The sequence below is a fragment of the Nodosilinea nodulosa PCC 7104 genome, assembly GCF_000309385.1.
Classification (GTDB): domain Bacteria; phylum Cyanobacteriota; class Cyanobacteriia; order Phormidesmidales; family Phormidesmidaceae; genus Nodosilinea; species Nodosilinea nodulosa.
In genome coordinates this window covers 2,274,449-2,297,142 of sequence record NZ_JH976537.1, presented here as the reverse complement: position 1 = coordinate 2,297,142, position 22,694 = coordinate 2,274,449, and the positions used below count along the sequence as shown (strand labels likewise).

Genomic DNA, 22,694 nt, shown 5'->3' with positions numbered 1-22,694 from the left:
GCTCCGCGATTGCCCCCGAGGTACTCACAAGTTACTTAATTTGGGTGACCCGCCAGCTCAGCTTCAGGTTGAGCCAAAAATTCCAGAAGGTGACGATCGCGATCGCGATCAGGTTGGCGGCGTAGGCCCAGCGCTGGCCAAACACCAGGTTGTAGATCACGTTCAGCATCAGCACGTTGAGCACCAGCCCCGCCAGGCAGACCAGGTTGAACTTCAGCAGCCGCTTCAGCCGGGCAGACCAGCCCTTTTGCAGCATGCTGACATCGGCAAAAGTCCAGGCGTCGTTCCAGATAAAGTTGTTGAGAATCGCCACCTCCGCCGCCACAATTTTGCTGCGGGTGAGGGGCAGCCCCAGGGTGCTGTGCAGCAGGTAGAGAATGGCCATGTCGACCACCACGCCGCTCAGCCCCACCACGCCAAAGCGCACAAACCGCTGCATGGGGAACCTCTGGTGCAGCTGGGATAGCCGCCCCCCCAGCCGCAGCCGCAGCAAGTGGTGAATGTAGTCGATGTACTGCCGCCAGGTGACCTTACTGGCCCCCTCCAGACGCTCCTGGAACACATAGCCCACCTCAGCGATGGTGTCGATGCTGCCGCGTCCCAGCACCTCCAGCAAAATTTTGTAGCCCTTGGGGTTGAGCAGGGGGCCTGCGATCGCCTCTCGGCGCACCATAAAGTAGCCGCTCATCGGGTCGCTCACCCGGCCCACCACCTGGGGCAGCAGCAGCAGTCCCACGGTTTGCGCCCCCCGCGACAGCACTCGCCGGGTCAGACTCCACTCGCTCACGCCGCCCCCCTCCACATGGCGGCTGCCCACGGCTAAGTCTGCGCCCTGCTGTATGGCTTGGATTAGCCCAATGAGTACCTCCGGCGGGTGCTGCAAATCGGCGTCGATCACGCCCAAAATCTGCCCTCGGGCCACCTGCCACCCCCGAATTACCGCCGAGGAGAGGCCCCGCTCGTCCTGCCGCCGCAGCACCCGCAGCTGGGGATAGGCGGCCTGCAACTCCAGGGCCGCGTTCCAGGTGAGGTCGGGGCTGTTGTCATCGACCACAATCAGCTCGTAATCCTTGGGCAGCAAGCCGTCCAGTAGGGCAGTCAGGCGCTCAACCAGCGGGCCGATGTTTTGGCCTTCGTTGTAGGTCGGAATGGCCAGGGATAGCGTCAGGGTCTTGGGCGCTGGCCCACTTTCCCCGAGGATTGGATCCACTGCGGCCAGCGGCAAGATCTGTAGCGGGCCAGCTGGGCAAGTCTCAAGCTTCTGCAACTGGGATGGGGGAATCATGGCTACCGCACAACGCACCAACTATTCCGGTAGCCCCAGCCCCAAAGCGCCGCACAAACCCAGCGCCGATGCCTGACCTGGCCGAAATTTTACACAGGCAACCATCGTACAGTAGTAAATCCCCCACCGTAAACGACCAGGGTGCCCAGGCAAAAACCGGGCCATGGGGTTTTCCACAATCCTCAAGCCTGTGCTAATGCCCAGTTAGAACCAGGCAAGGCCTCAATTTTCTGCAGGTCGGCGGCCCAGTGCCCCAAAACCTCAGCCCGTCGAATGTGCCGGAGGGTAGAGAGGGGTCGCCATGGGGTTACGTACGATACAGGTTAGTCTGCACTGCGGTGTCGGCAATGCATGGTTGCACGCCCCGACGCAGCACATGTCCTGATAGCTCAAATCCTGCCTGAGGAACCGATATGAAACGTTTCATCACTCTTGCCCAAGCCTGGCTCAGCCGCCATTTCCAGTCCCTTGCGATCGCCTGCTTAGTCGGTCTAATGAGTGGGCTAATGCTGGCCCATCAGCCGGCCGCCGCCGCTACCGCAGGCAGCACCCCTGCTGCGACGGTAGATAAGACGATGAGCGCAGAACCCCGCGATCAGGCCTACGACGAGGCCCTAGAGGTGATTGACGACCCCAAGGGCGTGCAAAAAAACTATGAGGAAAATCTCAAGCAATACCGCCGGGAAAACCCTGATCAGGAGAGCCTGGCTGAAGAAGCTAAGGATTTGGTGAAGAAAATTACCCCTGGCCGTTAGTAAGCGGGCAACACCCTAAGCTCGGTGATTCAGCCCCACCGCATCGGCAATTGTGGTGAGCTGGTGTTCATCGAGCTTAGCCAATAACCCTTCGAGCACTCGGCGCACCATCCAGGGGCCTTCATAGATCCAGCCGGTGTAGGTCTGGAGCAAAGTTGCCCCGGCGGTGATTTTTTCCCAGGCATCGGCGGCGGTAAAAATGCCCCCTACCCCCACAATGGGCAGACTGCCTCCGGTGCGCTGATAGATGTAGTGAATCACCTCGGTGGAGCGCTGGCGCAGCGGGGCACCGCTGATGCCACCGGCCTCTTCGGCAACCAAATTGCCCGTTTGGAGCAGGCTTTTAGTTTTGAGTCCGGTGCGGGCAGTGGTGGTGTTGGTGGCAATGATGCCCGCCAGGCCGTGGCTAAGGGCCAAATCGATCACCGCATCGATGTCGGGCCAGGCCAGATCGGGGGCAATTTTGACCAAAATCGGCTTACCAGCTCTGTTTTCCTCCTGTAGAGCCGCCAAAATAGGAGCCAGCTGGTCTGCGGCCTGAAGCGATCGCAGCCCCGGCGTGTTGGGCGACGACACGTTCACCACAAAGTAGTCGCCGTAGGGGTAGAGCCGCTGAAAGCTAAACCGATAGTCCTCAGCGGCATCGGCTAGCTTGGTCACCTTCGATTTGCCCAGGTTAATGCCGATGGGAATACTGGGCCGCTCAGTGGCCCAGTATTCCCCCAGCCGTTCGGCCAGGATTTCAGCACCATCGTTGTTAAAGCCCATGCGGTTTAGCACCGCTTCATCCTGCACCAGGCGAAACAGGCGCGGCTGGGGATTTCCCGGCTGGGGGTGACGGGTGACTGTGCCCAGTTCAGCAAAGCCAAAGCCCAGCAGGGGCCAGGCCAGAGCCGCTGTGCCATCCTTGTCAAAGCCCGCTGCCAGGCCCAGGGGGTTGGCAAAGTTTAGGCCCCAGCAGGTCTGGGCCAACTGGGGGGCGCGGAGGCAAAACTGCTGTTGCAGCCTGGGGCGAATGTGTTCCATCAGGGCAGACTTGCCCGGCTGCCCTAGCCAGGTCAGCAAATCCATCATGCGGTGGTGGAGAAATTCTGGGTCAAGGGTGACGCCGTGAAACAGCAGCGGGCGCACAAACTGGCGGTAGGGATCTTTCACAGACTGTAGTGGTGAATGCAAACGGTGGGCGGGGTAAACTGATATTCAGGCTACAGGTACATTCTGGCTGCCAGTGGCCTTTGCAACGATGGAGCACGCCAGGTGAGCACAACGGTTAGCGGCCTTGGGAGATGGGGTGCTGCATGGTCAAAAATTCGTCCCCAGGGGCGATCGCCTACAACCCTCTCCATTAAAGCAGTCCTGCGGGGTTAGCTTGCGGCCGCTAGGCAGATCTGGGTGGAGTCTACAGCAATCAACCCGCCATAGCTCGGCCAGTATGGTTCTATTTCAGGACCTCAGCCGAGGCAATCCTGGTCGGTGAGATTAGCGCCCTGGACAATTCTGGGGAGCTGGGATTGGGTTAGCTTAGACCCAGGCCAGCTGTCTATGTACCGATCCCTTCCTGCAACCGAAGCGAGTGTTGACGCCAATGGCGCAATCCCAACCCCACGATTCTTCCTCCGACCGGCACGACCACCAAATCATGTCTCTGTCGCGCATGCTCAAGGCGCTGCGGGGCGCCATGACGGCAGAAGAAGCGATTACCCTGGCCCTCGACCATGTGCACCAGGAATTCGCCTTCGAAGTGGCCTGGATCGGCTTGTACGACCGTGTTAACCACCGCCTGGTGACCAAGGGCTGCCACAGCCCCCGGCCCATGCGCTCTATTCGCACCATGATCAACCTCACCCCTGGGGATGTGATGGAGCAGGTGGTGGTGCAGCAGCGTCCCCTAATTGTGGCCGATCTGCAAAACGAAATTCGGGCTGGGGAGTGGGGCACCATTGCCAAGCAGCTGACGCTGCAAAGCGCCATTGTCTTTCCCATCAAGCGTCAGGAGGTTTGCTTTGGCCTGCTGGTGCTGGCCTCCCCCGACTGGGGAAAAAGTGCATCCCTGGGCGAACGCTCGTACCTGGCCATTGTTCTGGGTGAACTGGCCGAAGCGCTGCACCACTTTGAAACCGACCGTCAGCGAATGCAGACCAAGCGCCTGGAGCAGCCCCTGCTCGCCCTAATTGGCCGCTTGGGCGCTCTGCCCGACATCGACAGCCAGCTCAAAGAGGTCGTGCGCGAAACTCAGCGGTTTATCGCGCCCCACCGCACCCGCATTTTCTGGTTTGAGCCCAAGGGCAACTATTTTTGGCAGCGTACGCCTGGGCCAGCGGTGCGTTCCACGGCGCCCGAGGACGATCGCTCGCTGCACATTGCCGTCGACGAGGTGCGCGGCCTCTACCAGGCGCTGGGCAACCAGCAGCTGGTGGTGGTGGGCGAAAGCCGTGGGGCGCTCAAAACCATTGTCTCCGATCGCCTGATGCAGCAGCTCCAGGCCCAATCGCTGATGATCGCCCCGATCAGCCGCCAGGGAGATCTGATGGGCTTTTTATCGGTGGAGGGCACCGCTCCCCGCATTTGGGAAGAGCCGGAAAAGCAGTTTTTAATTGGCACGGCCCAGCTGCTCAGCGTTGCCCTACCCAGCGCTACGGCCAAGGAAAGCGTGCGCCAAACCGAGCTCGATCAACACCTCACCACCGGGGTAATTCAGGGCATCCACGGCGATGTGGACTGGCACCACACCCTGCAAACCTGCTTTGCGGTGCTGCAAGATCGGCTGGGTATTCAGCAGTTTTTTGTGCTGTTGTTCAATCCCGATCGCAACGGCTACGACCTCTGCTTTCAAAGTCAGGCCAGCCGTCCCCGTGGAGTGCCCATGCTGTGGCCTTGCCTAGACGACGTCGACGGGCAAATGCTAGAGCGTAGCCCGTCAGCCATTAGCATCGACAATTTGACCCATGAACTCAAGCTGATGGCCTGGCGCCCCCACCTGCTAGAACTGGGTGCCCAGGCCGTGCTGGTCGGCAATGTCGCCCCCGGCAATGCCCCCGAGGGCATAGTGCTGATCTGCGACACCATCAGCCGCCAGTGGACCACCACCGAGCAGTCGCTGTTTGAGGCCGTCGCCCGCCAGATCGGCGTGATTTTGCACCAGTGGCAGCTCCAGCGCCAGCTCGATCAGCAGCAGCACATCTATGAGTCGATTCAGTGGGGGTTGCAGGCGCTCCATAAGGGGCTACAACCCGACCAGCTAGAGCAAATTACCCTGCAACATATCATGCAGCTGCTGCACGGCTCGTCGGCCCTGCTGGTGAGTTGGCAGCCGGGCAGTGCCACCGCCACTGTGACCCAGATGGTCAGCCAAGACACCAGCGTCAGCGTAGATACCCACCATCCGATTCCGGTCAGCTCCGATGCCCTGATCAACTGGGCGCTGCAAACCGATGGCCTGCTGCCCCTCTGCGTCGATGAGCTGCCCGACGAAACCAGGGCCTGGTTCAGAGCCGCCTCCGGCAGTCGCCTGCTGATTACCGCCCTGAGAACCGCCCCGTCCCATGCGGTAGCGGGCATTGCGGTGGCGGTATCTCCACCCCATCGCCAGTGGGCTAATCACCATTTCACCATCTTTAAGCTGCTGACCAGTCAGCTGGCCTGGTCGCGGCGGCATCTGGCCATGACCACCATGCTGGTTCAGCAGCGTCAGGAGCTCGAAAATCTCAACTGGTACAAACACCACCGCCTGGAGGATCTCTACCGCATGCTGGGCAAGCTGGCCCAGGATTTGGCCCATCTCCAGGCCAAAGACACCGCGATCGCAGGCGAGCTACAGCTGCTCTACGGCCAGATTGCCGCCGTGATGGAAAATGCCGAAGTGGTGCTGGTGGGTGAGCGGTGGCAGCTCCATCGGCAGCATCAGACTCTGCCCCTGATCAGCCTGCTCAATCGCCTGGTAGAGCGGGTTAACCCAATTTTAGAGGCCCGTCAGCTGTGGTCTAAGGTGCACAACGAAAGCAACGTTGTGCTAGGCGGCGACATGGTTAAGCTGGAGCTAATTCTCTACGAGGTCATGGCCGCTGCCTGCAATCGTTCCCCGGTGGGAGGTCGGATTGACCTCTGGTGTCGGGTGCTCAACCTAGACTGGGTGGAGCTCTCGGTCACCGACGATGGGCAGTGCCCACCCCGGCTGCTAGAAGAACTTGGCCAGAGCCAGCCCACGGACGTATTGACCCCTTCCACCCTAGACGGCCCACCGGGCCTGCACCTGGCCATCTGCAAAATGCTCATCGATCAGCTAGGGGGTGAAATTAGCTTCTCTACCCTCGACGATGGCCGCACCCACAGCCGCCTTTTGCTGCCCCTGGCCGCCTACCCAGAGCAGACTAAAACCAAGCCGCTAATCGACGCAGTATCGTCCACAGAGGTCAGCTATCCGCGCCCTACCTAGGAGACTGGGGCATAGTTTTTTACTTTGCCAATCGATCGCAAGGGGGTGGGGCGCAAGAAGGCAGGGGTCTAGAGGAGTTGGAGCAGAGGTTTGATTTGCGCCCAGCGGTGCTAGAAAATGCTCAGGCTCGATACCTCGTCCCAAAAGCATGCGTTCTGAAGAAGTAGTGCTTTGTCAAACTCAAGATTGAATCATCTTGTAGGTTGCTTGGAACGCAGTGAAACCCAACAGCCATAGGCTTTTCTGGGTTCCACTGGCGTCTCATTTAATCTACAGATTCAGCTTAACAGACCGCTAGTTCTGCGCCGCGTTGCCTGTGGGGGTAACCGCTACCTGGGCCGCAGGGCTTTGCAGCATGGGCGTTTGGGTAACGGCGTTGTTGGCGATCGTAAATAGCGGGTTAGACAAAATTCCCGCCAGCGAGGTGGCGACCACCGCCAAAATCAGGCTCACCTGCATGGGGCGCAGACCGGGCAGATCCCAGCGAATGGCGGGGTAGCCCTTGACGGCGTCGGACATTTCCTGGGGCTCTTTCACCACCATCATCTTGATGACGCGGATGTAGTAGTAGATCGAAATCACGCTGGTAACCAGGCCCACCAGCACCAGCCCGTAGGCCCCGGCCTGCCAGCCCGCCCAGAAAATATAGATCTTGCCGAAGAAGCCGGCCATGGGCGGAATGCCTCCCAGGGACAGCAGGCAAATGCTGAGGCCGAGGGTGAGCAGCGGATCTTTTTGATACAGCCCGGCATACTCGCTGATCTGGTCGGTGCCGGTGCGCAGCGAAAACAAGATGACGCAGGTGAAGCCGCCCAGGTTCATGAACAGATAAATGAACAGGTAAAAGAGCATGCTGGCATAGCCCGCATCGGTGCCCACGACCAGGCCAATCATCAAAAATCCGGCCTGACCAATGGAGGAGTAGGCCAGCAGACGCTTCATGCTGGTTTGGGCCAGGGCCACCACGTTGCCCAGCACCATACTCAAAATCGCCAGGGCGGTGAACACGAAGTGCCACTGCTCCGACACCAGCGGAAAGGCCGTGACCAGCAGGCGAATGGCCAGGGCAAAGCCAGCGGTTTTAGAGCCGACCGACAGGAAGGCTACCACCGGAGTGGGAGAGCCCTCGTAGACGTCTGGAGTCCACTGGTGAAAGGGGACGGCGGCAATTTTGAAGGCGATACCGGCGATTACAAATACCAGGGCGACCACCAGGCCGATGGGGGCCTCGGTGCCATCGCCCACAATGCTGGTAGCGATCGCGCTCAGCCGGGTTTCCCCGCCCGACAGCCCGTACAGCAGCGACGAGCCGTAGAGGAAAATAGCTGAACTCGCCGCTCCAATCAGCAGGTATTTGAGCGCTGCTTCATTAGAGCGGGGGTCGCGCTTCATGTAGCCGGTCAGCAGGTACGACGAAATACTCAGGGTCTCCAGGGAGACAAAGATCATCACCAGCTCGCTGGCCCCGGAGAGGAACATTCCCCCCAGGGTGGCGGTGAGCAAAATCACCAAAAATTCGGCCAGGGAGGTGCCCGATTGCTCGACGTAGCGAATCGACATCGGCACCGTTACCACCGCCGAAAGCACGATAATGCCGCGAAACACAATGCTCAGGTCGTCGGCGTTGAAGGCCCCTAAAAACCCAACCGGGTTGGTCATAGACCACTGCATGACCAGAACTGCGGTGGCCCCCAGGCCGCCCGCGATCGCCGCGTAGGGGGTCCAGGCCGAAGACGAGCGGCCCTGGATCAGGTCGCCCACCAAAATCACCAAAATCGTGGCCAACAGAACGGCCTCCGGCCAGATAGTGCCAGCGTTGAGCTGTGCCCCGAGGTTGACGAGATCCATGGGTACCTTTTCTCTTTTCTGCGAGATTACTACTAACCGTACCAGTTCAGTTGTGCAGTGACCAGGGGCGATCGCTCAATGGTTGCGATTGCGGTGGCGATCGCCCTGGCCTGGGCAGATAGTAGCGCGATCGCAGCGCCCCGACCAGCTGGCTCTGCTGCATCGACTGGCCACTGGAGCTACCTGAACGTTACCCAGTGCGTTAATTTGGGCATGACTGGACGATAGTTAGCGGAATGATCTATTTATTTAGCGTATAGCTCCCTAACGGGTTCCCAATGGTTAAGTTTTCATAGCCGAGGATCCCGGCAGTTCGGTAGGTGTGCAGTACAGTGTTGATCATCTGGACCATTCACCTGCCAATTCTGTAGGTTAAGGTTAATCCCCTAGGCGAAAAAGCCTCACCGCGATTGCTAACGATTACCACCGAAGCGCCAGCAGCCCTATGTCAACCCTTGTCATTGTCGAGTCTCCTACCAAGGCCAAGACGATTCGCAACTACCTACCATCGGGGTATCGGGTCGAGGCGTCTATGGGTCACGTGCGCGATCTGCCGCGATCGGCGAGTGAAATTCCGGCCAGCGTCAAAGGCGAAAAATGGGCTCAGCTCGGGGTCAATCCAGAGGACGACTTTGCGCCGCTGTACATTGTGCCCAGCGACAAAAAGAAGGTTGTCAAAACCCTTAAAGATGCGCTCAAAGACGCCGACGAACTGGTGCTGGCCACTGACGAAGACCGGGAAGGGGAAAGCATCAGCTGGCACCTGCTCCAGGTGCTAAACCCCAAAGTGCCGACCAAGCGCATGGTCTTCCATGAAATTACCCAGGAGGCCATCCAGGCGGCCCTCAGCAACTGCCGCGACATCGATAGCCAGCTGGTGCACGCCCAGGAAACTCGCCGCATTCTAGACCGCCTGGTGGGCTACACCCTCTCCCCTTTGCTGTGGAAGAAAATTGCCGGCGGCCTGTCGGCGGGCCGGGTGCAGTCGGTGGCGGTGAAGGTAGTGGTCAACCGCGAACAGGCGCGCCGAGCCTTCCGCAGAGGCTCCTACTGGGATCTAAAAGCCAATCTACTGAAAGGGGAAAACGCCTTTGAGGCCAAGCTGCACTCCCTCGGTGGCACCCGTCTGGCCAACGGCAGCGACTTTGATGAAGCCACGGGGCGCGTTGCCGAGGGACGCGATGTGGTGCTGCTCGACGAAGCCCAGGCTCGCGATCTGCAAACCCGCCTCCAGGCCGGAGCCTGGACGGTCAGCAATTTAGAAGAACGCCCCAACAACCGCAAACCCTCTCCCCCGTTTACAACCTCCACGCTGCAGCAGGAGGCCAACCGCAAGCTGCGGCTATCGGCCCGCGACACCATGCGAGTGGCCCAAAACCTCTACGAGCAGGGCTACATCACCTACATGCGTACCGACTCGGTACATCTGTCAGAGCAGGCTATTTCTGCCGCTCGATCCTGCGTAACCACTAAATACGGCACCGAATACCTCAGCCCCAAGCCCCGCCAGTACGCCACCAAATCAAAGGGAGCCCAGGAGGCCCACGAGGCCATTCGCCCCGCTGGCAGCACCTTTAGAACCCCTAAGGAAACGGGGCTGGGCGGGCGCGAAGCCGCCCTCTACGACCTGATCTGGAAGCGCACCGTCGCCAGCCAGATGGCCGACGCTCGCCAAACCAACATCACCGCCTCGATCGAAGTGGAGAACGCGATCTTCCGCGCCACTGGCAAGCGGATTGATTTCCCCGGCTTCTTTCGGGCCTACGTGGAAGGCTCTGACGACCCCGATGCGGCGATCGAAGACCAGGAGGTGCTGCTGCCCGCCCTGGCCATGGGTGACGCCCTGAACTGCGCTGAGCTAGAGGCGATCGGCCACGAAACCCAGCCCCCCGCCCGCTACACCGAGGCCACCCTGGTCAAGACGCTAGAGAGCGAAGGCATTGGCCGACCCAGCACCTACGCCACCGTAATCGGCACCATTATCGATCGCGGCTACGTGCGCCTGGTCAACAACAGCCTGATTCCCACCTTTACGGCCTTTGCCGTCACCGAGCTGCTGGAGCAAAACTTCCCCGATCTGGTGGATGTGCATTTCACCGCGCGCATGGAGCAAACCCTCGACGACATTTCTACGGGCGAGGTCGATTGGTTGCCCTACCTGAAAGCGTTTTACTCTGGGGATCAGGGGCTAGAAACCCTGGTTCACGATCGCGAAGCCCAGATTGACCCCACCGCCGCCCGCACGGTGCTGCTCGACGATCTGGAGGCCAAAATCCGCATTGGTCGCTACGGCCCCTACGTCGAAATTGGCACCGGGGAAGAATCAGTCAAAGCCTCTATTCCAGCGGATGTTCCCCCCGCTGATCTCGACGGAGAGCAGATTGAGCGCATTATCAAACAAAAGGTTGAAGGCCCCGACAAAGTGGGCCTACATCCCGAAACCGGGGAGCCGATTTTTCTGCGCATAGGCCCCTACGGTCCCTACGTGCAGCTAGGCGAACCCACCGACGACAATCCCAAGCCCAAAATGGCGTCTCTGCCCAAGGGTACTCAGCCCGAGGCAGTTACTCTGGAGATGGCTGTGGGCCTGCTAAGGCTACCCCGCAAGCTGGGCCAGCATCCCGACAGCGGTGCATGGATCAAGGCGGGGCAGGGTCGTTTTGGCCCCTATATCGTCCACGACCAGGGCAAGGACGGGCGCGACTACCGATCGCTTAAGGGCGACGACGATGTGCTCACCGTTACCCTAGAGCGAGCCCTGGAGCTTTTGGCCCAGCCCAAAGCCGGACGCGGTCGCAAAAAAGTTGATCCCCTCAAAGACCTGGGTGCCCACCCCGACGATCAAGAACCGGTGGCGGTGTTCAACGGTCCCTACGGTCTGTACGTCAAGCATGGCAAGGTCAATGCCTCGGTGCCCGAGGGCATTGAAGTCGATGCCGTTACCCTAGAGCAGGCGCTCAGCTGGATTAACGCCAAAGCGTCGACTAAGAAGGGCAAAGGCGGCAAGGGCAAATCGACCACCTCACGCACAACCAAAACTGCCGCTGCCAGTAAGGCCAGCGGCACCAAAAAAACCGCTAAGACTACGGCCAAGGCGACCGGCACCAAAGCCACTGGCACCAAGAAAACAACTCGGTCTACCACGACTAAATCTACTAAGGCCACGGGTGGGCGCTCAACCGCTAAAAAATCTGCGGCTAAAAAAGCCAGCGACCCCTCCCCTGAGACCGAGACTTAGCCAATGTAAAACAGGCGAGGTTGCCTGAACGGAAACCTCGCCTGTTTTGTTGATGTACTCTGTGCGGTGGGTTTGGCTAGTACACAACGCCCCGGTAGCGGCGAACCGTTGCGCCGTCGGACAGAGCTTCATCGGCTGCGGTCGACTTGGGCAGAGCGCTGGACTTGACCGCTGGCGGGGGCGGGGTGAAGGACTCTCGGGCGGCTTTGCGGGCTTTGCCATTGCTCAGGGCCCTCAGCCCTGAGGTCACCCAGTCAATGTCGTTGAGGGGGTCTGGCGTCATCTGTGCAGCAGGGGGCGCGGCGTCTTCGGCGGGCTGGGTCTGGGCACCGGCAAGCGACAGCCCGGCCCGTTTGGCGGGAGCTAGGCGGCTGGCTGGGGCGACCGTCGCCTGGGTCGTACCCAACTGGCGTCGAATGTTGAGCAGTACCGTAAGCAGAGTCTTTTCGTTGAGAAAGGGATAGTCAAGGCTGGTGAGGATGCACTTGACATTCTCGGTGGCGCTGGTCATTAGGGTGTCGCGATCGAAGCCACAGAGAAAATCCGTGGCTCCCTGCTGCTTGGCCCAGCGTCGTTCGGTATCGGAAACGTGGAGCTGGCGGCAGCGGGTTAAAAAAATCTGAATCTTGGGAAATGCATCGCGGCACCACCGACAGAACTCGTACGGGTTTAGCTCGGCCGCTTCGGTGTCGAGCACAATGACGTCGGGGAGGGTCAACCCGGCATTGGCGATCTGGCTAATGCAGTCGGCTAAGTCAGCCTTGGCAGGCTCTAGAATAACGGCTAGCTTCTGAGACTTGAGCAGCGCCTGCCACATCAACCCCTGCAAGCGGTTAGTTTGAACGATAAAAGCCAGCTTCTGCGGTGCGTCCACGATGTGTAAAGTCCCCTAAATGTGCATCCAAAGATTCAAAAGGTCCATTGTCCGGCCTGGGCGTGATGCCTGCCAGCTCCCACCTCATCCAAAAACCAGGCCTAATCGGCGAAAACCACTGTCCCAACTTCAACCTCAAACCGCGCTCAGCCGGGGCAAACTAGCTAGGTTTCAAGGTTGAGAGCATGGAATCGGGACTGCTAAAGGTCAACACCCTGGGAGCTATAGCCCCGATTTAAAGCTGAGGTGGCGTAATCAGGAATATTTAAATCAATGTAAGTGTGATTTGTCTCTCAAAAAAGATAAGCGTGCTACATAAATGAAAAATTAGAGGGTGCAGCGCCCAGAAAATGGTCGCCAGTTGTGGGGCCAATCATATTTCTGACCTTTCCTACCTCTGCCTAATTTACATGTGCGGTGTGGGTGGGGCGGCACGAGTAGACTGCGGCATAGGTTTTGGACTGTGGCCGATCGCAAGGGGGCAGTGGGGCTAGGGAGCAGGGGAGTTGGAACGGTGGCTGGATTTCCGTTGAGAGATAGGGAAAAACGGTGGCGATCGCTGCACTGCAGAACAGTTACTATGCCACTGCTGGTCTCCAGATCCATATCTAGTAGCGCAGAACCTAGCCTAGGCATGGAGTACAGATTAGCGCCATACCCACGGCGTCCAGCATCGATTCAACGAGTCATCGATTTTTTCAAAAGTCACCGATTCAACAAGTAAGGAGTTCACTGGCCATGCTGCCGTCGGAAGCCAAGATTGCCCTGCTGATCGATGCCGACAATGCCCCAGCCGCCAAGATCGAAGCAATTTTGGCGGAGATTGCCAAGTACGGCGTGGCCAACACTCGCCGCGCCTACGGCAACTGGAAAAACCCGACACTCAAGTCCTGGGAGGACAACCTGCACGAGTTTGCCATTCGCCCGGTGCAGCAGTTTGATTTGACTAAGGGCAAAAACGCCACCGACGCGGCCCTGATCATCGACGCGATGGATTTGCTTTATACCCGCAACCTGGATGCCTTCGCCATTGTTACCAGCGACTGCGATTTTACCCCGCTGGTGATGCGCATTTTGACCGATGGTCTCAGGGTCTACGGCTTTGGCGAGAAGAAAACCCCTAAGCCGTTTGTCTATGCCTGCTCCACCTTTTTGTACCTCGAAAATCTGGGTCAGGAGTCCGACGCTAGCTCTACCAAAACCGTCGAAAGCGCAAAGAAAACCACCAAGGAACTGCGCCAGGACGCGAAGCTAGTGAGTTTGCTGCGCCGGGCTGTCACCACTGCCCAGGATGATGACGGCTGGTCCAACCTAGCGGTGGTAGGCGTGCATGTTTCCAATCAGGCCTCCTTTGACCCGCGCAACTACGGCTACGCCAAGCTCAGCACCCTGGTTGACGCCACCGATCTCTTTGAGCTGCAGCGCCGCCAAAACGGTATCTACGTCAAAGACAAGCGCGATGCTAAGGGGGGCAAGGCCTAGTCCGCCGCTAGAATGGGTGCGATGGAGGGGGCACTACTATGGCGGAGCTAAATCTTCAGGCCAGGCGCATTCTCAAAACCCGCGTGGATGCCACGAGCTACGCCGACGCCTGCGATCGCATTCAAACCTGGGTCGCCATCGGGCGATCGTGCTACGTGGTGGCGGCCAATGTGCACGTGGTTATGACCGCCTACTGGGACTCGCAGTATCGGCGCATTCTGGACAACGCCGCTCTGGTAACGTCGGACGGAATGCCCTTGGTCATAGGGCTGCGGCTGTTGGGCATAGCCGATCAAAAGCGGGTCTACGGTCCCGATCTGATGCTGGCCTGGTGCGATCGCGCCGCCCGACTCCATCTCCCCATCTATCTCTACGGCGGCACCGCCCCCATGCTGGAGAAAATGGCGGCTTACCTGCAAAACCGCTGCCCTGGTTTAGCGATCGCTGGCACCTATGCCCCACCCTTTCGTCCGCTCACCGCCGCCGAAGCGGCCGCCGATGTAGAGCGCATCAACCAGTCGGGGGCGCGGGTGGTGTTTGTGGGTTTGGGCTGCCCCAAGCAGGAGCAGTGGATGCACCGCCACCAGGGCCAGGTCAATGCCGTCATGGTTGGCGTGGGGGCGGCCTTCAGCTTTTTTAGCGGCGAGGTTTCCCAGGCCCCCCGCTGGATGATGCGCCTGGGGCTGGAGTGGCTCTACCGCTTTGGCCAAGAGCCGGGCCGCCTGTGGAAACGCTACTTGATCAACAACCCGATGTTTGTGCTGCTGTTTGGGGCGCAGGTGGCGAGGTACCGAATTTTCGGGGCGCAGAGCGCGCTCAAGCTGGATCGCGACGGGTCGGGGAAAAGCGTTTAAGGGGCTAGTAGGTGATGGCCTGGGGTGGTTGACCATTGCCGTTCGCCGGGGGCCGGGGGGGCCGGGGGGGCCGGGTGCCAGGAATGGAATGGTGGCTTGATTTCCGCCCGGCGAGAGTAGGGCAGAGGTCAACAGATTTGGAGCGCTGGCAGGCCAATCGGCCAAGGCGCAGACCTGAAAAGCGGGCTGAGCTGCGGCGGCTGGCAATTTTGCGCTTGGGCGGTTGGCTGCTTCAGCAACCCGCGATAGGCGTTCTGGGATGATAGATCCTCAGCACAATTGCGGAATACTGAGGGCAACCCTACCCTTTGCCTCTGCCCCCTGCTATGGCCCCTGCTATGGATTGTCACCGCGCCGTACCCGCCGTCATGCACCAGCGGCCCCGCCACCGTCAGGATATTCGCGCCCCCCGCAGACTCAGGCTCCAGCTGCGAGACGCCTTCACCGGACCGGGGCGGCGGAGCCTGGTGCTGTTGGCCACCGATGTGCTGGCGCTGGGGCTGTCGTGGCATATCGCGCGATCGCTCAACCGATTCTTTTCGCCGATTCCGCCTCAGCTGGTGTGGTGGAACTGGCTGGGCCTGCCCAGTCCCTTTTGGGTGATGGTGGCCTGTACCGTGGGCCTGTTTGCCTACGGCGGTCTCTACGACACCAACTCCCAGGGACAACGGCACCTGCGGGCGGGCAAACTGCTCAGCCTGGTCTATCTGGGCTCGTTGGTAGCGATGTATTTCTTTGACCCCAAGCTGGATTTGCCGCGATCGCTATTTTTCTCGGCCTGGCTCAGCGGCGTGGGGCTGGTGGTGGTGCTGCGGCTGGTGGCAACGCTGCTGCTGCGCCCGCTCACCCAGGCCAAAGTGCCGACTTCCGTCTTTTTAATTGCCCCGGCTCCTCGGCTCAAGCGACTGGCCGACGTGCTGTCCCAGCGGGCGCAGGTGCCGGTCATTGGGGCGGCCCTGGCCACCACCGCCAATTCGGCCACCACCTACCAGGCGATTTTGGCCTCGGGAGCAACGCTGGTGCTGGCGGAAAGCATTCCCTCCGCCGACCTGGCTTCGGAGCTGTACTGGAAGCTGCGGCGGGCGGGCATTGGCATGCAGCTGCTCCCCACCAGTCGCGATATGCTCTACCGGCGGGGCACCCCCGAAACCGTAGCGGGCTTGCCCACCCTCCGCCTCGATGCCCCCCTGATGGGCGGCTGGGACTACCGACTGAAGCGCTGGATGGACTACCTGGGGGCAGGCCTGGGGGTGCTGCTGCTGGCTCCTGTTTTGCTGGGTATTGCCCTGGCTATTCGCCTTGACTCGCCGGGCCCCATCTTCTTTCGCCAGGAGCGGGTGGGGCTGCACGGCAAGCGATTTCAGGTGTGGAAGTTTCGCACCATGGTGGTCGATGCTCCCCGCCTCCAGGCCGCCCTGGAGCGGCAGAATGAATCGGCCGACGGGGTGCTGTTCAAGGTCAGGCACGACCCCCGCATTACCCGAATGGGCCGCCTCCTGCGCCGCACCAGCCTGGATGAACTGCCCCAGCTCTTTAACGTACTCTGCGGCCAGATGAGCCTGGTCGGGCCGCGCCCCCTGCCGGTGCGGGATGTCGCCAAGTTTGACGGCTGGCACAACATTCGCCACCAGGTGCTGCCGGGGGTAACCGGGCTGTGGCAAATTTCGGGCCGCTCTGACATCGATACCTTCGACGATGTGGCCCGCCTTGACCTGCACTACATCGACAACTGGTCGCTGAACTTAGATTTGGAAATTCTCACCGCCACCCTGGGCATCGTGCTTTGGGGTAAGGGGGCCTATTGACCGTCGATCCTTCCCCTACGCCAGCGGCGGCAGATTCCAAGGGCGCGGCGGGGCGGCGGGTGAAATTTTGGCCCGGTGGATTTGCCCCCGCTCGCCCCGGCCTGTGGCTGGCTGGAGGGCTGGTGCTGCTCGGGTTTAGCTGGCTGCCGCTGAGCTACTACCGGATGGTGGGCTGGGCCTGGATTGTGCTCTGGCAGATCGGGGCCATGCTGCTGCTGGTGGGGCTGTGGCGGCAGCTGCGACTGGGGCAGATGTCCTACGGCCTGGGCTACGGGCTAGATCGGTTGGCGCTGGGGGCAGGGCTGGTCCTGGGGCTGTCGGCCTCAGTCTCGCCCTTTCCCCGAGTGGCGCTGTGGAATGGCAGCCTGGTGGTAACTTACGGAGCGGTGCTGTATTTCTACCGGAATATAGTCGAACGCAGCTGGCTCAGCCGCCTGCGCCTGTGGTGGGGAATGGTGGTCGTGGCCGCCGGGACGGCGGTGGTGAGTCTGAGTCTGTGGCGGCCCGATGAAGCCATGTGGGCCTCAGAGAACTTTCTGACGGCCCTGCGCAACTACCAGCCCCTGGGCCACCACAACTTTGTGGGGGGCTATTTCGCCCTGACGCTGCCCCTGGCCGTAGCGGCGGCGGTGGCGGCTCGGGGATGGCTGCGCCGGGTTTGGGTCGTAGCCGCCGGGCTGATCCTGGCGGCTCTGTATGTCAGCGGCTCTCGGGGGGCTGCCCTGGGGCTGGTGGTGTGGCTGGCGGCCACCTGGCTGAGTCGGCTGGGGCGCATTCGGCCCGCTCACCGCTGGCGCTGGGGGCTGGCTGGGTTGGGCGGCGCGGTGGGCCTAGGGCTGCTCTTGGCCAGCAATCCCCGCATTCGCACCTGGTTTAGCGCTGGCGGCGGCATTACCGACGGTCCCACCCTCGATCGCTGGTTTATGCTGCGCCTGGGCGGCAACATTCTGCGCGATCGCCCTCTGTTTGGTGTTGGCCCAGGGGTAATGAGCCGGGTGTCTAACCTCTATCGCCCGATCGAAACCGGGGCCGGGCTCGACCATGTGCAGCAGCTGCACAATACCCCGGTGCAGGTGGCGGGGGAGCTGGGGCTGCTGGGGCTGGGGCTGCTTTTGGCCGCCCTGGTGCTGCTGCTGCGGCTCTGGCTGCGGCTGTGGCAACAGCCCCTGGACCCGGCGGATCGCTCGCTGCTGGGGGGAATTGGCGGCAGTCTACTGGCCTACGGCGTCTCTAGCTTGACCGACTACCAGCTGGAAAATATCCCGATCGCGGGGGTGCTGCTGGGGCTGGTGGTGCTGCTGCTGGCGCTGGGGCAGCGCTATCTGCCTGAACCTGCTCCCCTGGGCGTTGACGCGCGGCGGCGCGGCGGGCTGGCCGTGGCTTTAGGGCTGGGGCTGCTGGTTACCATCTGGCTGCCGTTTACCCTGACTGTGGCCTACGGGGCCCTGGCCGATCGCGCCTTCTACAGCCAGCAGATCAACCTGGCCGATACCCGCTGGTATAAGGCCTACCGCCTCAGCCCGTGGGACCCCACCGCCTCGGCGGTGGCCAGCGAGGCGCTGCTGGGGCTGAAGCAGGTTTTGGGCGAGTCAGAGGCCCAGGCCAACGTGCGATCGCTGGTGGTCGACTATGCCCGTCAGGCTCAGCAGGCCGCCCCCAACGACGTTTGGTTCAACCACAATCTGGCGGTGCTAAACCAGACAGCCGACGGCGCCACGGCGCTGCCCTACGCCGCTCGCGCCGTGCAGCTGCTGCCCCGCCACCGCCACTACGGCTACTGGCTGCTGGGCGATCTGCTCCTAAGGCGGGGAGATGTGAGAAAGGCAGTGGCAGCCTTTACCCTAGAGGCCCTGGTTAACCCCGCCGCCCTCACCTATCCGCAGTGGCAGCAAGCCCCCTACCAGACGGTTTACACCGCCGTGGCGCGGGCCGCTCTGGCGGAGTACGATACGCTGCTGGCCGAGCTTTCCCCCGCTAGCCCTGGCTTTAGCACCCTCTACGAGACCCGGGCCCTGCTGGCCTGGTGGACGGGGCAGCCGCTGGTCGAGGTCAATCCGGCACTGCTGCGCCCTGTCGTGGCCGGGTTGCTGCTGGCCGACTCTGACCCCGCAGCGGCCCTCAAGGCCGTAGAGCAAGACCTCAGCGCCGGGCCGCAAACCCCCGAACTCCAGCTCCTGGCCACCTGGCTGGACCCCCAGGCCCATCCTGCCTTGGCCTACCCCGACGATGACCAATCTGACCTCAGCCGATCGCTGATTGCGGAAAGCCTGGCTATTCGTCCGCTGCGCCTGTGGCTGACCGCCATCGTCACCAGCCCCGATGAAGGCTACCGGGGCTCGTTGACCTTTGCCTACCGCAACTACCAGGCCAAGCAGATCACGCTGATGCTAACGCCGGAAAACCTCCAGTGCTATAGCCTGGTGGCCAAGCTCAACCTCTTCCCGGACTGGCCCCGAGAATTTCCGGTCCTCGATCGCCGCCTTGAGGCGCTGCGCACCGAGGCGCTGGGCCTACCCCACCCAACTCACAACGACTTTCGCCTCGCCCAGTTAGATTTGTCTACCCCCTGACCCGCCGCCATGCCCGAGGATGCTCTACCCAAGCCCAAGCCCACCGTCCAAGACCCCAGCGATGGCACCCTGCTGGCCCTGCTGACGGCGGCGTTCTACATTCTGTTCACCCTGCTGCCGGGCAGCAGCACCCTGATGGTGGCGTGGCCCTGGGTGTTTTTGTGGCAGGTGGGGCTGACCCTGCCGCTGCTGTGGCTGCTGTGGCAACTGTGGCACCGACCCGTGGCGCGCCTGGGAAACGGGCTGGATTGGGCCCTGCTGCTGGCGATCGCGGGACTCGTCATCGCTACCCTAGGGGCTGAGTTTGCGGCCCAGGGGCGGTGGTATGCCTGGGCCGCGATAGGGGCGATCGCGGCTCCCTACGCCCTGGGCGGCTGGCTGCGCCAGACCCAGCGCCTCTATACCCTGCTGCGGTTTCAGGGCTACCTGGCCCTGGCGTTTATTCTGCTCAGTTTAGGCCTCTGGATCACCCAGATCTATTGGCCTGAGCTGGCTCGGCTGTCTGCGCTCCAGGGCTATGGGGTAGATCGGGCCTTTAACTTTCAGCTCACCAGCCTGCGCAACTGGCAGCCCATTGGTCACCAAAACTATGTGGCCGGCTACCTGGTGCTGGTTCTGCCTCTGCTTGCCGCCCTGGCCTGGGTTGACCGGGGCCGGCCGCGCTGGCTGTGGCTGGGGGGGCTGGCCCTCGGCCTGCTCAACCTCTACACCACCAGCTCGCGCGGCGGCTGGCTGGCGCTGATGGTGACGGGCCTGCTCGCCGTAGGCATCTCTCTGCTCTACAACCGTCTGCCTCGCCCGGTGGCCCTGGCCATGGGCGGCACCGCCCTGGGTCTGCTGGTGCTGGGTCTATTCGCCAACCCCAGGCTGCGGCAGCTGTTGGGAAATCTGGCCCAGGGCAATGTCGCGGGTGGAGAGCTGTCTTACCGAATCATTACCAACGCCGTGGGCTGGCGCATGGGCCTCAGTCATCCGCTGACGGGGGTGGGGCCGGGCAGCGTGCCGCTGGTGTATCAGCAGTACCGCCCCGCCTGGGCCGGACGCGATGCCGAGCTGCAATTTCAGCTCCACAGTACCCCGGCGCAGCTCTGGGGGGAGTTTGGCCTGTGGGGCATTGTGGTGCCCCTGGCGCTGGTGCTGGTGCTGGCGGTGCTCACGGTGCGGTGGATGCGGCGCGGCGCTCAAAATACCCCCGCCGGGCTGCCCCCGGTGCTGGTCTGGAGCCTGCTGGCGGGGCTGGCCGCCTTTGGGCTGATGGGCCTGACCGACTACCAGCTCGACATTCCAGCGATCGCCGGGACCCTCGCCCTCTACCTGGCGGTGATTGCCCGCACCTTCAATCCAGTGGCACCCCCCGCTGCGCCCCCGCCGGAGAGTCCGGCGGCCCCTCGCCGCCACCGCTGGCTGGCCGGGGTGGGCCTGGGCCTGACCCTGGCCGTGGCCCTCTGGCTGGTGCCCATTCACCGCGCCTGGAGCCTGTCTAGCGCCGGGTTTTCTGCCCTTACCGCCCAGCCCCCCGACATCGATCGCTTTGCCAGTCAGCTCACCCAGGCCCACGCCCTGGCCCCCTGGGAGCCATACTATCCCTACCAGCTGGGCTACCACCTGGGCGAGTTTGCCCTGCAATCCAGCGATAACCCAACCCTGCGCCAGACCTTGCTCACCGATGCGATCGCCTGGTTTAAAACCGGCAATGGGGCCGTGCCCTACCAGGAATTTGGCCAGTCGAACCTGGGCTGGCTCCAGATCGAGAACGGCCAGTTCAAGGATGCTCAAACGTCGTTTGCCCGCGCGATCGCCCTGGTGCCCGCCAAAATGGGCGTGTTCTTTGGCCTGGGGGTCGCCTGCCTGCAAGCCGGTCATTTTGACTGCGCCACGGCGGCCTTCACCCTCGAAACCCTGCGCCATCCCGCTCTGCTGGCCAGCCCCCTGTGGCGAGTAGACCCCTTCTCAACCCTGTACCCGGCGGTGCTGGTTCAGCTTGAGCAGCGCTACGGAGAGCTGATCGCCCAGGCTAAAGCGCCCGACTTTGAACGCTTTTTGCACCAGGCCAGAGGCAGCCTGCGGTGGTGGCGTGGGGACCTGGCGGAGGCCGCCGCCGACTGGCAACCCTACGGCGACGATTTGCACCAGGGATTTCTCAGCCTGGCTAAAGGGCAGCCCGTAGATGTCACCCCCTGGCCCGAGACCCCAGCCAAGTACGCTATTTTGGCCTGGCAAACGCCGGACCAGCGCCCGGCCCTGCTCGAAAAAGCCTGGGTCACCCAGCCCGAGGATATTGACGACCTGAGCCAGGCGCTGCCGCCGCCCCAGGTGATAGACCAGCTGACCGCCAGCATGGAGAGCGCCACCAATTTTGCCGACTGGCTCCGCACCGCGCCCAGCTGGCAACCCCGCAGCGAGCGGCTGGGGTTTGGGGTGCTCAGCCGCCATATCGACGGCCCCAACCCGTCGGACTTTCTGCCCCGGATTGAGAATATCCCCGTTGTTCAGTTCTTCGAGCCGCTGTTCACCTCGCCAATGTTCTATCCGGTCCTCGACAAGGCCTTAGAACCGTATCAAACCCAGCTGCGATCGCAGCTATCCCAATCGGGGCAAACACCCCTGGCCCCATCCAATTGAGGCTAGCCAGCTAGGCTTTGGCCTCAGGTGTCGTCGTGGGCGTAGCGGTGGTACAGGAAGTCGAGGGCTTCGTTGCGCAGCTCGTAGAAGCGGGGGTCTTCCATAATGCGGGCGCGGTCTCGGGGGCGGGCAAAGGGCACGGGCATGACTTCGCCAACTTTGGCGGCGGGGCCGTTGGTCATCATCACGATGCGATCGCTCAAAAACAGCGCTTCGTCGATGTCGTGGGTGATCATCAGCACGGTGATCTGGTGGTCCTGCCAGATTTTCAGCAGCTCCTCTTGCAGCTCTTCCCGCGTAATCGGGTCCAGCGCGCCAAAGGGTTCGTCTAAAATCAGCACCTTGGGGCGCAGGGCCAGGGCGCGGGCAATGCAGACGCGCTGCTTCATGCCGCCGGAGAGAGCACCGGGCTTTTTGTGGGCGACATCGGCCAGGCCCACCATCTCCAAATGCTCCATCACAATGTGCTTTTTCGCCGCCTCGGGCTTTTTGGGAAACACCGAGTTGACGCCCAGGTAAATGTTTTCGTAGGCGGTCAGCCAGGGCAGCAGCGAGTAGTTTTGAAACACCACCATGCGGTCTGGCCCAGGCTCGCGAATAGGTACGGTTTGCAGGCGCACCTCGCCTTCGGTGGGCTGGCGAAAGCCCGCCACCATGTCGAGCAGGGTCGATTTGCCGCAGCCCGAATGGCCGATGACGCAGACAAACTCCCCTTCGTTGACGGCCAGATCGATGCCGTCTAGCACGACGAAGTCGCCGGTAGGAGTGGGGTAGATCTTTGAGAGGTTGTCGAGCAGCAGGAAGGGTTCCTGGGTGACGGGCATAGCAGGGGATTGAGTTCGAGGGTTCAGGGCTTGCATGGGGAGTGAGGTCGTTAAGGTCGCAGGCAGTTTGACAGCAGGGCATTCGGCCATCCCTGGGAGGAGGGT

General features: G+C 61.7%; 14 protein-coding genes. 9 read left to right on the top strand and 5 right to left on the bottom strand.

Annotated elements, in window-relative coordinates; translation table 11 throughout:
* Positions 1–31 precede the first annotated feature (31 nt).
* On the bottom strand, positions 32–1,285 hold the full coding sequence (locus tag LEPTO7104_RS0110440) for a glycosyltransferase (protein ID WP_017298522.1): 1,254 nt from the start codon (positions 1,283–1,285) through the stop codon (positions 32–34).
* A gap of 413 nt (positions 1,286–1,698) precedes the next feature.
* On the opposite strand from LEPTO7104_RS0110440, the gene LEPTO7104_RS33420 reads away from it, so the two are divergent.
* Positions 1,699–2,040 carry a hypothetical protein gene (locus tag LEPTO7104_RS33420; RefSeq protein WP_155523585.1) on the top strand — a complete coding sequence of 114 codons (342 nt, stop codon included), beginning with the start codon at positions 1,699–1,701 and terminating at the stop codon, positions 2,038–2,040.
* Between the two features lie 15 nt (positions 2,041–2,055).
* Here LEPTO7104_RS33420 and LEPTO7104_RS0110430 read toward each other — a convergent pair whose 3' ends face one another.
* Positions 2,056–3,195 (bottom strand): quinone-dependent dihydroorotate dehydrogenase, encoded by a 1,140-nt coding sequence (locus tag LEPTO7104_RS0110430; RefSeq protein ID WP_017298520.1) that lies wholly within the window; start codon positions 3,193–3,195, stop codon positions 2,056–2,058.
* Between the two features lie 430 nt (positions 3,196–3,625).
* On the opposite strand from LEPTO7104_RS0110430, the gene LEPTO7104_RS0110425 reads away from it, so the two are divergent.
* Entirely contained in the window at positions 3,626–6,472 is a 2,847-nt protein-coding gene (locus tag LEPTO7104_RS0110425; RefSeq protein WP_017298519.1) for a GAF domain-containing sensor histidine kinase, read from the top strand.
* Positions 6,473–6,766: 294 nt separating this feature from the next.
* Here the strand turns inward: LEPTO7104_RS0110425 and LEPTO7104_RS33415 are convergent, their stop codons facing one another.
* Positions 6,767–8,320, bottom strand: a complete 1,554-nt coding sequence (locus tag LEPTO7104_RS33415; RefSeq protein ID WP_017298518.1) for an NAD(P)H-quinone oxidoreductase subunit N — start codon at positions 8,318–8,320, stop codon at positions 6,767–6,769.
* A 78-nt stretch (positions 8,321–8,398) separates the two neighbouring features.
* Between LEPTO7104_RS33415 and LEPTO7104_RS40005 the strand changes: the two genes are divergently transcribed.
* Together LEPTO7104_RS40005 and topA are read left to right on the top strand one after the other, a co-directional pair.
* A complete protein-coding gene (locus LEPTO7104_RS40005; RefSeq protein ID WP_155523584.1) occupies positions 8,399–8,548 on the top strand; it encodes a hypothetical protein in 150 nt (49 codons plus the stop codon).
* Positions 8,549–8,765: 217 nt separating this feature from the next.
* Positions 8,766–11,558, top strand: coding sequence for a type I DNA topoisomerase (topA, locus tag LEPTO7104_RS0110415; protein WP_017298517.1), 2,793 nt, complete (start codon positions 8,766–8,768; stop codon positions 11,556–11,558).
* Between the two features lie 76 nt (positions 11,559–11,634).
* On the opposite strand, the gene LEPTO7104_RS0110410 is transcribed toward topA, so the two are convergent.
* On the bottom strand, positions 11,635–12,432 hold the full coding sequence (locus LEPTO7104_RS0110410; RefSeq protein WP_017298516.1) for a response regulator: 798 nt from the start codon (positions 12,430–12,432) through the stop codon (positions 11,635–11,637).
* Between the two features lie 738 nt (positions 12,433–13,170).
* Between LEPTO7104_RS0110410 and LEPTO7104_RS0110405 the strand changes: the two genes are divergently transcribed.
* The 5 genes from LEPTO7104_RS0110405 to LEPTO7104_RS0110385 all read left to right on the top strand — a co-directional run bounded on the left by LEPTO7104_RS0110405 (position 13,171) and on the right by LEPTO7104_RS0110385 (position 21,765).
* Positions 13,171–13,914, top strand: a complete 744-nt coding sequence (locus LEPTO7104_RS0110405; RefSeq protein WP_017298515.1) for an NYN domain-containing protein — start codon at positions 13,171–13,173, stop codon at positions 13,912–13,914.
* Positions 13,915–13,952: 38 nt separating this feature from the next.
* A complete protein-coding gene (locus tag LEPTO7104_RS0110400) occupies positions 13,953–14,768 on the top strand; it encodes a WecB/TagA/CpsF family glycosyltransferase (RefSeq protein ID WP_017298514.1) in 816 nt (271 codons plus the stop codon).
* Between the two features lie 338 nt (positions 14,769–15,106).
* Complete coding sequence (locus LEPTO7104_RS0110395) at positions 15,107–16,573, top strand: sugar transferase (RefSeq protein ID WP_017298513.1); 1,467 nt, start codon at positions 15,107–15,109, stop codon at positions 16,571–16,573.
* Positions 16,570–19,143, top strand: coding sequence for an O-antigen ligase family protein (locus LEPTO7104_RS0110390; RefSeq protein ID WP_017298512.1), 2,574 nt, complete (start codon positions 16,570–16,572; stop codon positions 19,141–19,143). Before LEPTO7104_RS0110395 ends, LEPTO7104_RS0110390 begins: the two co-directional genes overlap by 4 nt.
* A 9-nt stretch (positions 19,144–19,152) precedes the next feature.
* Positions 19,153–21,765 (top strand): O-antigen ligase family protein, encoded by a 2,613-nt coding sequence (locus LEPTO7104_RS0110385; RefSeq protein ID WP_017298511.1) that lies wholly within the window; start codon positions 19,153–19,155, stop codon positions 21,763–21,765.
* Between the two features lie 23 nt (positions 21,766–21,788).
* Here the strand turns inward: LEPTO7104_RS0110385 and LEPTO7104_RS0110380 are convergent, their stop codons facing one another.
* Positions 21,789–22,589: an ABC transporter ATP-binding protein gene (locus tag LEPTO7104_RS0110380; protein ID WP_017298510.1), complete on the bottom strand. Its 801-nt coding sequence runs from the start codon at positions 22,587–22,589 to the stop codon at positions 21,789–21,791.
* Positions 22,590–22,694 lie beyond the last annotated feature (105 nt).